This window comes from Proteus sp. fly-1008 (assembly GCF_040140305.1).
Lineage (GTDB): Bacteria > Pseudomonadota > Gammaproteobacteria > Enterobacterales > Enterobacteriaceae > Proteus > Proteus vulgaris_B.
Map to the genome: position 1 here is coordinate 397,863 of NZ_JBEEWH010000003.1, position 12,213 is coordinate 410,075.

Sequence of the window (12,213 nt, forward strand, 5' to 3'; positions counted from 1 at the left end):
TCGATTGGGCCAACTGAGTTATATAATCAATCAGTTATCAATTTTTGGTGTCTTATTGGTGTCCTGATTTTATATCACTTAAAAATACCAGAACTCAAATCAATAAAATGCTCTAATGACAACTTACCTTCAAACTTGTCTCCATATTCCCGATTCATTGTCTGCATGTCTAATTTGAATGATATATTCTTAAATTTACCTGATTTATTTATAGGAATTAATTTATTATCTAAAAAAAACTTAATAACTTTTTTATGCCCTTCAATGTCATCAATATTTAAGTAAAAACACGCAACTCCAGATTCAGCATTATTCGTATATTTACAATGCTCGACTACGCTATTTAAAATTGCTTTTTGACATATTTTATCTGTGAATTCCGCATCATTAAAAAAATACATCCACTTACCAATTTTGTCATTATTTGTGTTATTACTTTCATTTTTAGATGAAAAATAAACCCAAAAATCATTTTCTCTAATCTTCATAAAACACCTAACTTATACATGATAATATTTTAGTGTAGCACTCTAATTATTATATTAAACTTCCTCTTCTTGTTGTCTACGTTCCTCTTCCGCTTTCTGCGCTTCTTCCATCTTACGCATTCTCACGTTATAGATTGATTGCTCTGGCATCTGCACACGAACGGAAATAAAACGACCATCAGGGATATCAATTGGGTCGCCGTCATTATAGCCGTCAATATCATTTCGGGCGAATTTAGGTGCATTAGGATGAGTTCGGTGATACGTTTTGACGAGAATCGAACCGTCCTCATTAACTTCAGAATCCACCCAAATAAGTGGTTGTTTATTTACATCGAGTGGAATTTCAATACCGCCATCAACACCGCCCCAGCCTGCATCTGAGTTAAAGCCCAAAACGCCTTCGATAAGATATTCCCCCTGGGATACTCGAGTAACCGTAGCGCCTTCTGATTCATCGTTAGTGGTAAATGTGCCATCGGGGTTGATGTTAATAACTGGGGAGGCTTTTTTGATGAAGCCTTGTGGGTCAGTGGTTGTATTTTTACTAGTCCATGCATAATATTGTGATACTGTTCCATTCATATCCCAATGAACATTAAATGTAAAATCATTAAACGTGAACGCTCCCCAATGATTAGATCCTGCATAAAACCCAAGCATTCCAACCCCCCACCTTAAGTTACCACCTCCATAAGAGCGGATAAGCTGGGTTTTATCTATAGTTTTTGTTGGCTCAAGAGCATCAGCTAGAGTCGGTTCCCTATTGCCGATACCGTAGTCTCCAACAAGCATAAGAGTACCTGATTTTTTTGGTATCTGTATCCCGTTATAACCCGATGCAGAATTTAATTCTATATTGGTTCCACCTGCATTGCTGGTCGTTAATGATATTGATGTTTTACCATCCGCTGATTTTGAAGTTAGCTTCGTTGTTGCTTCTATCGCTGATATGAATGATTGTGTTTTTGATAAAGTTAAATCTGCTTTACTACTAATATCCCCTTGCATCTTCTTAATGCTATCGAGTGTGATAACTTCACCATTTGGCATCTCAATTTTTGTCTGCCCTGTTTCACTCATCCATGTATTCATTGCATCAAGGAAATATTGTGTGTATGCATTTATTGCAACCATGGTTCTTGCTGCATCACTATTATTATCTGGCTCAGTAATATGAATTGAGAATGTGGTGTTAGTTGCTGTGGCTAATGCAGGTTGTGCTAATACTAATTCAGTATCGGAATTAACGGATTTAATCATATACGGAATATTCGTGTTTCCCGATTTAATTAAAATCGTCATTCCAATATTAATGGCGGGATTATTATTTTTAAATTTAGTGCCAGTTCCGCGGACAATAGCAGACCCTGACACTGTGTTAACAGTGCCTGTTGTGTATATCATAATTGATTTATTCCATGGTTTAATTAAAAAATAACATCTTGATTATCTGGAAATACGATTATTCTGGCTCGCATAATAAAACGTGTCGTTTGATTGTCGAGTCGAGGGATTTTTATGCCTATACTGGCAACACCTTCACCCGGGCCTAATTCCAGCACAAACTCATTTACAGCATAAAAATCAGGCGATGCTAGCCCCTCCATGTTGTAGGTGTTAGGTTTGGGCTGAATGATCCCATCAATATAGATATCGGCTTCTCCTCCATTATAACCGTAGCCGGGTGCGCGGTATGCAAATGCCGCTCTGTTCTCTACCCTGACACCATTATTTGGTATTCTTTCGTATGGATTTAATGCACCTTGCACCCATATAAAACACTTTTGAGTTCTTCGTTTAACTTTAAATAATTCAACAATTTCACTATGAGGGAAAGAGAGACTACGATAAACATCTTGAGTAACTGTAACTATATTCCCTTCTAAGTTCTCAACATTTAACGTTCCGAGTATTTCACAACTCTTCTCAATAACAACATTTTTTAAACGTCCAGAAGTTGCCTCTATTTCCCCTCTTGCTTTTATATTCTGAAACTCAGCAAACCCATTTTTATTAATTATCCAACCTGATTTTCCCATCACATAATTATTTGATTGAATAACATTCCCTATTTTTGCGTTTGTAATAGAACCATCTTCAATAAATAAATCTCGAATAAACAATTGCCCATTTTTGGCATACATGAATAATTCCATCTTGCCATTTGCTGGGTTATACCAAGCAAAGTTATTCGCGTTATAACCAAAGAAACTTTCAAGCTTTCCATTCTTAACTTGAGCGCTGATCACTTGTCCTGCTGCGTTATATTTAACTTTGTCATGAATAATTGTGATATTAATTGAGTGCGTGACAACACCATCGCCTGTCTGACTAAATTCAGCCTGCATTTTCTGGTTAATCATGCCCTGCTGTTCACCGAATTGAGCTTGTACCTGCTCTTCAGATTTAGCCATTGCCTCATTTGTTTTACTAATAGCCTCCTTATTTGTCACAACATCCGCAGCTATACGCCCCATTTCCTTATCTGTGTTGCCTAACTTCTGATTAGTGTTAGCTAAATCTTGGTTAGTGCTATCAATGCGTTTATTTGTTGTGTCATTAGCCGTTTTTAACTCTGTGCGGATCTCCGTAGTTGTTTGACCGAACGCCTTATTTAGCTCAGTAATTGACGTTTGAGTTTCTTTAATTGCAGACGTGTTATCACCAACCGCAGAGTAAATTTCTTTGACTTCCTGCGCCCATGCTTCTTCTTGAGTTGCGTTAGCTTGCCATAGCTCACTAATGCCGGCCTGAGATTCGGCATGTTTCACTAACAGCTGTCTAAGATTACGATGGCTCGTATTACTTAAAATAATCGCTGTCTCAGCATTCCAATCAAGCTTTTTATCGAGCTCTTTAAACGCGTCCGTTTCTCTAACTGTGTTATCTAAATCATCAAATATGTCGTCTGGCAATGAAACTGGAATACCCGAAGCTTCCACAAACGATGATTTGCCATAGCTGTTGATTGTCCGAACATAAAAATAATACGTATGTCCTGCTTTTAAATTCTCTTGCGTCCAGAAGTTTCCTTGGCCAACTTTGTTTGTTTTGGTGATCACCTCATTTTCAGAGAGATTGGCGAGTTTTTTCTCGCTAAACCAAAACTCAAAGGTATAACCAAAGACAGTACTATCGCCTTGTCTTGGTGATGCCGTTAAACTGAACATACCTGGCGTTATTTCAACACTGATTGGTGCTGGCGGTGCCTGAATTGCAAAATCACTAATAGCAGGCGCAGACATAGCACCAGCGACATTAATTGCTCTCACTTCGACACGATAAGTGCCTCGAGTTAAACCGTTTATATCAACACGCTCCCCCGGTACCTGAATAGACTGTATAACCTTGCCATTCTGGAGAATATTAACTGTGTTATAACGAATATCAGATGCCACGTTCTGCCATGAGATATATCCCTGAACAATGTCTGTGACAGAAAGTGGAACAAAGGCCAGATTAATGGGTGCTGCTACACCACCTGTAGGTAGTTTAGTGAATGGAGGTCTAACAAAGGGTTTACCAATCACATCCTCATATAAATAAGCGCCATCTTCTTCTAATGTAAGAGAAACACCCTCTAAAGCATGAAAGGTCCATTCAGCAATACGAAACTCAAGCCCACTAATATTTAAAGAAGGTAAATCTAATAAAACAACTTCACCGGGGCGATACGCATAACCATCCAAATTCATTGTCAGTTGAACACGTCTACCGGCTTTCTTTTTGCGCAAGTATTGTCGTGCTAGTCGCTGTGCTTGATAAGGACTGGTAACAAAGCGGTAATCAACATTTTCCCTGATTTCTAAACCATCCTCTTCTATCCATTCATTGACAATAACAGGCGTAAAATCTGTCTTGGCATAGAGTTGCTCAGCGTCAATGAAAGTACCGTACACCGCATTAGTGGCATCTTTTAGCCCCGTTTCAGGAGTACAAGTTACGGTATCAATAAGTTGTGATTCTGTAATAGTTTTCAATGCTGGCCCATAATATGCACCAACTTGAATGCCGTGTTTTCCTGCTGTAAATGTAGGCTCCGCATTAATACATTTATGCATTGCTTCCAATACACTAGATGGGCTTTCATTTAGATCATAAGCACCGTTTAATGTGTATCGACGCTCAGAGCCATTTTCAGCATCACTTACGCTTTCATCACATAAATCTGCGGATTGCTTAAAGCTCTCAAAATCAATATCGCTATCAGGAACCTTTAAATAATCTCTATAATAATCAAGAATAACTAACGCGCCATTATTCGACCATTCTGTTTTCCCTGTACGTGGATCAAAGAGTTTTTTGCCCCAAATTTCACATTTCACATTGGGTAAACCATAAGGGAATTTCTCTTGGTCAAATGTGAGCGTCACCCGTAACCAAGCCATACCACGCCCAATCATATCCTCTTTCCATGACGGGCAGTTTTTTAGCATAAAGGGGTCAGCATCTTTCCTATCGTTATGTAGTTCCCACGAAGCTTTGTCACCAAAAGTCTCAATGAGGTCATCACCAAGCCAAATTTTTCCCACTCTATCGATAGAATGCCCAGCTAAAGCAAGCGCCAGTGTGATTTTTTCATTTTCCTCTTGTTCTCCTGGTTCTTCTTCAGCAAAGAAAAGTAATCCAGAAGCAACGGTTTTGCCAACAATGACCGTTTCTGACGCAGAAGGAGAACGTAACATTTGCTTTCGTTCGCTAGTGTCACGATAATTCATTGAGGGGATTTTCGGTTTGAATATTAAAGAGCCGGCAACTTGAACTACGATACCTGCCGACATTAATGCTATACCTAACGGCGCGGTGATCCCACCATTGAACAACCCTGCGATCATCAACCCAGCGCCAACCACTTTTGTAAGTAATCCACCACTACCGCCCATTATTCCACTCTCCACGCTTTGATAGGGTTAATTTGCACGGGTCTAACACCAATAGAAGTAACTCCCCAATAATTACCCGCCCATACTACGGCCATGCTGTCCCCATCATCACCCTTGAACATGACAAGATCCCCACGCTGTACAGAATCAACAGAAATAGATTTAAAGTAGTGGGAAACCGCTTTATCAAGTGAGCCAAATTTAGATTTAATAAGGTTGAAGGCTTCCGCTTTGGTTTTGTATTGCCCAAGAAAGAGTTTTATTGGCGAGAAAGCACATTGTGCGTAAATACATTCAGAGGCAAAAATACAACAGTCAAATTCACCCCATGAAAAAGGGCGACTCATGGCCGCCCTTATGGTTTCTGGTAACTGGAGTGTCCAGTTTGGTTGTTTCATTAAGACCTCTTAAAAAACAAAAAACCCACCGAAGTGGGTTTGTAAGAAAAGTAGAATACTATTAAAAACTTATATTTTTCTTAAATAATTCGTTAGCTATCTTCTTGTTTTTAGGTGGTAATAATGAGAATTTTTCATTTTTCAACATGGTAAATAAATCAATAGCCTCACTAATTTCATCACCTTGTGATTTTTGTCTTTCAATATATTTATTACCATATTTAGCAAATTTAATAATCATTGATTCATTTAACTTACCATCACTTGAAATAATATTATCTCCGATAACTTGTGCTTCACGAAAGTAATCAATGACCAATTTTTCTTTTTCTTCATTACTAAGTGTAATTGAAGATGACTCTAATAACGACGTTAGTAACTCAACTTGCCTGCGGTTTTTTTTATCAATAGCTTCTAATAATTCCACTACTCTATCGGCTCTAACACTGGCTCTATTTAAGAAAAACCAAAACACAATAGAGATTATTAAAAGAATGATGTACACAATAAAGAATGGATCCATGTCTTGTCCTAATTAATAAAATAAATGTTACTTATAAATGAATGCAGGCGCGTCTTTCTTACTACCCCAATAAATAGCCCGCTCAGCCATTTGAGCAACATACCGAAAGATGCGATCACCCTCCTTTCTTGATGACCATGATTCATCAGTGAACCTGTCAGGCAAACCGATTGACCATCGTTCAAATCGATTAGAAACATTAACACAAACAGCGTTCTCTTCACCAGAAACAACACTAATTGATGAGATCTGCCCGACAAACAATATTTCCGCTAATAGTGGCTTACCATCTTCTCCAATTGCCACCATCATTAATCGTACCTCTCTCCCTCGGCTTTGTTCATTCATCACCATACCGACAAGAGACTTGTCAAAACCAGCTAGTTTAAGCTGTAATTGAGGCGGACTTGTTGTCTTGTTTTCATTAAGTTGGCTGATTTCACCAAGACTTCCAACACCTAAATAAGTCTCTCCAGCAATCACAAGTTGACCAACGCCAGTATGCGCAGAAGTTATACCCGATTTTAAATCCAGTCGAGCTGCAAGCACGATATAAGCGCCTTCGTTGATTGCTTTAACCATGCTGTCAGAAAATGGATGATATTGCATTAATACAGTACCTCCTCAAAAGAAAGGGTAACATTAGAGTATCCTAGTCGGCGATGTTGAAACTTCCCTTGCTCATTGTCTGATAATCGAAAAACCCCAAAAGGGGCTTTAATGATCACCTCTTCGTTCAATGCAGGTGGAGTTCTGAGCATGGGAGAAATTGAAATGACAGCTCGTCCTTCGTTATCGCTAACAACATCGGCTACTACCATTTTCAACTCATTCCCAATCGTGAGGCGGTCACCCTGCTGTAAAACGCGCATATTTCGCTTCCAACCTGATGTTTGCAAAATACTACCAGACTGCCCCGCAGAGGAAATTTTAGGAGCGCCGTACCCTTCTTTCCCTTTTCTAATCCAGCTCGATATTCTCACTCTTCCTGACATACCATCAAGTGCGGCAACAAGAGCTTCAAGTTTACGTGATTTTTCTTCACTTAAATTACTAAACGTTAACTCACAGCGCCAACGGCTCCCCGGAAAACGAACTGTTTGACTACTGCCATTAAACGGAGAGGTGAACGTTTTACTATTACTGAGTAATTGCCAATCTTCATTAATAGGGCATACATCTTCTGGCCATGCTAAAATATTCATCTACACTCCTAACGTTCTACGTGCAGTTCCATTACTCTGAAAATCTTGCAATATAATTGCTCTTGCTTTTTGTGCGCCAGCTTCGGTGCCTTGCTCTGCCGCTTCTTTCATTGCTTGAGCAAGAACAGCATCACCATTACCTGTCACTGTAATTTGATTTACCACCGTGATATTAACTCCTAATGAAGATGATGTTGTGACTGGTGTTGACGGCACCTTTCCAGCCAATGAACCAACAAAACCACCAGAAGCATAGCCCTGTGTCGAATTCATCAAGCGATAAAGATTGCCGATTCCTAATTTTGCTGTCGCTTCTTTTGTGAAGACAAACTCACCACCATGAACAACGCCTTTTGGCTCAAACTTTCCACCATGCCCCGTATATCCACCATAAGCAAAAAGCCCTCCGGGTCCTCCACCAGCATCACCGCCAGAAGCGCCCCCCATAAAAAAGCTGGTTCCTGCTTCAATCGCTTTGAAAACCAGCATTTTCATCACCATACGAGTAATGTCAGATATCACAGCATTCGCAAAGTCTTTAAAATTGTCTTTACCAGTTAAAGCAAAATCAGCTAAAGAGTCAGACATATTATTCAAAGCATTAGCGGTTACATTTTTAACGTTTTCCATCACATTGGTAGCAGAATCACTAAAATCTGAAAGTCCCTGATTTAGCCCTTCGACTGGATCTAATTTCATTAACTCCCGTTTTTGTAATTCGGCATCAATTTTTTGCTTTGTAAGTTCAACATTGCGCTGTAAGTTTGCGAGTTCTTTATCTCCTAAATCAACTTTTGCTTGTTGATAAAGCAAATCAACCTGCCTCAAGGCATTTAATCGTTCCTGTTCCGCCCTTGATTTTCCTATTAGAGAGGTTTCAAACTGCATTTGCTCAACTTCTTTACCGCGATCATAAGCAAATTGCGCAACAGAATTAGCACGAGCCATATCATCAATGGCTTTAGCTTTCTCTTTAATAGTTTCGATTGCCTTTGGGTCAATCTTTAATATTTCGTCGAATTTTTCTTTATTCTTTTTGATATCGGCAAGTGCAGAATTATATTCATTAAATGAAGATGTGGTGCCATACAGTTGAATACTCTGTCCATCTGCAATTAATGAAGCTTGTTTTTCTTGTAAATCAGAAAGGAGTTTTGTGTACTGTTTGGCATAATCAATGCTTGATTTTGGCGTTTTAGGTGGTTTGATTTTTTTAGATTGTGAGGCAAGTTGTGCGTCAATTTCAGCCTGTAACGCTTTATCATAGCCTTGCATATCAGGCGTTACTTTTCTACTAGCGAGAACATCCTCAGCGTTCAGTTTAGCTAATGCTTCGCCAGTAGCCTTAGCTTTTTCAATAGCTCGGAGAGAGGCATCTATTGATTTTTGAGCATCAGCAGATACGATGATTAAAGAATTCGCTGAAAACTGTTGTTGCTCTTGAGTGGCTGAGCGAATAGATTGCGCTAAATTATCAAAAGCAGAACCTTGTAGATGAAGTTTACCAATTAATTCATCAGATCTAACCGATGCATCATAAATACGACTTGCATAAAGTGCATAGGCATTAGAAACCATTCCATTTTTTTGAACTTCAGCATCAAGCAATAATGCCATTTTTTTACGTATAACTTCTAATTCTCTATTCTTTGTTTCAAGATCAGCAGTTACTTGGATTTCGTCCTTCCTTGCCTTAACTGCTTCCGCTGAAAATGACTCGTAATCTCCTGTATAATAAAAAGAGATGCCTTTATTTGCTCCACCAAAATCTGATGATTTTTTTAAATCCTCTTGTTTTCTCTTTAGCTCTTCTATTTTTTCAATTTGTGCGTCAAAACTATCAAACAATTTACCTATTGACGCCTGACGCTCTGCGTCACTTAATTTCTTCAATGACTCTGTTGCAACGTCTAATGATTCGGCATACTCAAGAGCCTTTTGCCTTGATTGTTCAGCTTGCTGTTGCCACTCATAATAAGCCATTGCACCTGCTGTCAATAGGCCCGTCGCGATCCCTAATGGACCACCAAGAAAAGCAAGCGCCCCTCCAAATCCACGCCCTAATGTTGAACTGGCTCTTTGTGCTGCATTCAGTCGTTGTATTGCTAACGTTTCGGCATTTGTAGCCGATACAATAATTGAAGATTGCGCTTTCATTCGCATTCTAATACTACTGCGCTGAGCTTCTGTCTGAGCTAATTGAAGTTGTGCTTGCAAAGAACGCATCTCAACACGAGCCAATTCTAACTCTGCTGTCATTTTTGCTTGCGTCGCTTTAGCTGCAATCAGGTCTTGTTGGACTTTTAATTTTGTTGCTGTAGTTTGCGCATAAGTAGCTTGAGTCCATTTTGTTATTTTTATCACAATAGCCGTAACCGCTAATGCTTCTACTACTTTCATTACTTCAGAAAAATTATTAGATAATGCAGATAACCCCATATTTAATAATTGAGTTGCACCAGTACTTTGATTTGTTTCACCAACAAACCTCGTCATTGCAGACTGTAAATTAGTAAAGGATTGGCTAACAGTAGTAATGCTAGTGGCAAACTTTTGATCAACAGAGGCTTTCACTCGTTCTAATGATTCAATAATTTTATCTATCGAGGTTTCACCATCTTGAGCTTTTTGTTTTAACTCTCCCATACTGATCCCCATGCCTTCGGCAATAGCTTGTGCTAAACCGGGGATTTGTTCGATAACAGAGTTTAAATCTTGCCCACGTAACCGACCTGCCGCCAATGCTTGACCAAATTGTGTTAAACCCGTTGCTGCAGCTGCTGCGCTGGTTCCAGAAAGAGAGACGGCTTTAGATACCGTTTCAGTCAGTTCAGCGACTTTTTGCTGGTTAATACCTAATCGTTCTGCATTATCAGAAAAACGCTGATAAACCTGTGCCGTAGCATCCAAAGATTGGTAAGTTTTTTGAGCGATGGTATAGACGTCATTGGTTGCTTTATTTAATTCTTGAGTGCTTTTTGTAACTAACTTCAATCTGTTTTGTAAGTCCGTCCAACCATCGGCATAACTGATCACCTGATGAACAGAAAGTGCGCCTGTCACTACTTTAGCAAAGTTAGCAAATGACGAGGCTGATTTTGCTGTTTGTGATGCCATGCGTTCTTGTTGAACAGTAATAGACTGCAGGCTCACACGAACACTTTGATTAAATCGTTCTGTTTGATGCTGACTACGGTTAATCGCATTGGTGAAACTAGCCGTGTTCAGCGTTAAGTCAATATTTAATGTTCCCAATGCGCCTGCCATAGAAACTCCTTAAAACGATAAAATAAAAGCCCCACTAAGGGGCTAACGATGAGCTAAAACATTCTGAGTCACGCTATCCCACTCTTCAGCTTCTGTGGGCTTTTTCTGCCACATGGGCATGAAGTCAGTTAGTTGAGGCGGGGTAGATTTCGGATCGCAATTCGCTATTGCTAAAAGATGAGCCACTTGTGCTATTCGGTAATCCTCTCGCCATAAACCAAAGGGCTGTTTGCGATAAAAGGCTTCGTATTCACACAAATGGCTTTCTGGCATTTGTTCTATTTCAGAAAGGGTTTTACCTAATGCCAACGACAATATTATTTGGAATTGTCGTCGGTCTGTGAGTTTTTTTCGTTACCTGCCTCCGCATTAAAAACAGCATTAGAGAACCCTTGCCCTAAGCGATTAAGGCCTTTTAGGTCCTCTTCATTTTCAGCATCAAAAAGTAACTCTCCTTTTTCATCACAGAGTTTAAAGGCCAGCATACGTGCCACATCAAACTCGTCATAAACACGGTTCACTGCTTCATTGAATTGATCCGAATCCTCTTCGTCTAAATAAATATCTTGCTCTTCTGCAAGCTTAATCTTTATTTGACGTAATTTTCGCTGAATGTAATTCATGGTGCCAACATCCAGTTCTTTAACATAAAAGGTATTATCTAGATAAGTAAAAGGAGTAATTTTAAGTGCTTGATTTAACACCAACTCACGTAATAATGCGCTTGACATAGTGCCCCTTATTTCGTTTTGCTAAGATTAGTTTTTTGTACAGAAGCTAAAGGAACATTTAAATAGTCACGACCAGACAATTTAATCGACACACCTGAGTCCATCATCTGTCCAACGCTCCCCTCAATGTTCATCCCTGTTTCTATTGAGCCGAAGTAGAACATGGCGCCTTCATCGCGAGTGAGCACCATTTTTACAGCAAATTTTTCTTTGCTATTTTCATACTTACGTAATAATCGCTGAACAGCGCTAGAGCTATACTGCAAGAAGAACGTTAATTTAATTGAGCCGTATTCAGTGTCACCCGACTCATATTCTTTGCCGTCACTACAAATTGTCGTCACATCAATTTGTTCAGTTGTTGAGCCATCTTTACTGAAGCTTTTTACGGCACAGAAATTATTTGACCATTGAATTCGTTGTGCTTTTGCTTCGGTGAAATCGGTGGGTAATGTTTTCTCGCTCCAATCCACTTCATCACACAACGTCACCTTATCACCTTCAACACTGGCGACAGGAAAACGCCCATCGAGTTCGCCTAAACCTGATAACACAATCATGTCATCAGCTTTTAATTTACTTCCTTCAATGGTGAGCGTGGCAGGAGAGAGTGTCGCAGCAGTAATGCTAACCTCTTCACCTAATCCTGTTTGAACAAACAGCTTCGTGCCAAGGAAGGGAGTTGCTTTATGACTTTTTTGCTTTGCCATATCAA

At 39.4% G+C, this 12,213-nt stretch carries 11 protein-coding genes; all 11 read right to left on the minus strand.

The features are described 5' to 3' along the window. Window positions 1–74: 74 nt before the first annotated feature. The 11 genes from ABN256_RS08230 to ABN256_RS08280 all read right to left on the minus strand — a co-directional run bounded on the left by ABN256_RS08230 (window position 75) and on the right by ABN256_RS08280 (window position 12,208). Window positions 75–488 (minus strand): hypothetical protein, encoded by a 414-nt coding sequence (locus ABN256_RS08230; RefSeq protein WP_161737893.1) that lies wholly within the window; start codon window positions 486–488, stop codon window positions 75–77. Window positions 489–542: 54 nt separating this feature from the next. Continuing rightward, window positions 543–1,895, minus strand: a complete 1,353-nt coding sequence (locus ABN256_RS08235; RefSeq protein ID WP_349439353.1) for a phage tail fiber protein — start codon at window positions 1,893–1,895, stop codon at window positions 543–545. A gap of 23 nt (window positions 1,896–1,918) precedes the next feature. Beyond that, complete coding sequence (locus ABN256_RS08240) at window positions 1,919–5,374, minus strand: phage tail tip fiber protein (protein WP_349439354.1); 3,456 nt, start codon at window positions 5,372–5,374, stop codon at window positions 1,919–1,921. Next, window positions 5,374–5,772: a DUF6950 family protein gene (locus tag ABN256_RS08245; protein ID WP_197268905.1), complete on the minus strand. Its 399-nt coding sequence runs from the start codon at window positions 5,770–5,772 to the stop codon at window positions 5,374–5,376. The genes ABN256_RS08240 and ABN256_RS08245 overlap by 1 nt, the downstream gene beginning before the upstream one ends. Window positions 5,773–5,833: 61 nt before the next feature. Further along, window positions 5,834–6,295 (minus strand): YebO family protein, encoded by a 462-nt coding sequence (locus ABN256_RS08250; protein WP_349439355.1) that lies wholly within the window; start codon window positions 6,293–6,295, stop codon window positions 5,834–5,836. A gap of 27 nt (window positions 6,296–6,322) precedes the next feature. Next, window positions 6,323–6,904 (minus strand): hypothetical protein, encoded by a 582-nt coding sequence (locus ABN256_RS08255; protein ID WP_197268903.1) that lies wholly within the window; start codon window positions 6,902–6,904, stop codon window positions 6,323–6,325. Further along, a complete protein-coding gene (locus tag ABN256_RS08260) occupies window positions 6,904–7,500 on the minus strand; it encodes a hypothetical protein (RefSeq protein WP_197268902.1) in 597 nt (198 codons plus the stop codon). Before ABN256_RS08260 ends, ABN256_RS08255 begins: the two co-directional genes overlap by 1 nt. Continuing rightward, window positions 7,501–10,767, minus strand: coding sequence for a phage tail tape measure protein (locus tag ABN256_RS08265; RefSeq protein ID WP_349439356.1), 3,267 nt, complete (start codon window positions 10,765–10,767; stop codon window positions 7,501–7,503). It abuts the gene before it with no gap. 42 nt (window positions 10,768–10,809) lie between these two features. Continuing rightward, window positions 10,810–11,082, minus strand: a complete 273-nt coding sequence (locus tag ABN256_RS08270) for a phage tail assembly protein T (RefSeq protein WP_231619365.1) — start codon at window positions 11,080–11,082, stop codon at window positions 10,810–10,812. A 2-nt stretch (window positions 11,083–11,084) separates the two neighbouring features. Continuing rightward, a complete protein-coding gene (locus ABN256_RS08275; protein WP_064720827.1) occupies window positions 11,085–11,498 on the minus strand; it encodes a hypothetical protein in 414 nt (137 codons plus the stop codon). 8 nt (window positions 11,499–11,506) lie between these two features. Beyond that, the gene (locus tag ABN256_RS08280; RefSeq protein WP_197269976.1) at window positions 11,507–12,208 is read right to left on the minus strand and encodes a hypothetical protein; all 702 of its coding nucleotides are present in this window, start codon (window positions 12,206–12,208) and stop codon (window positions 11,507–11,509) included. Between the last annotated feature and the right edge of the window lie 5 nt (window positions 12,209–12,213).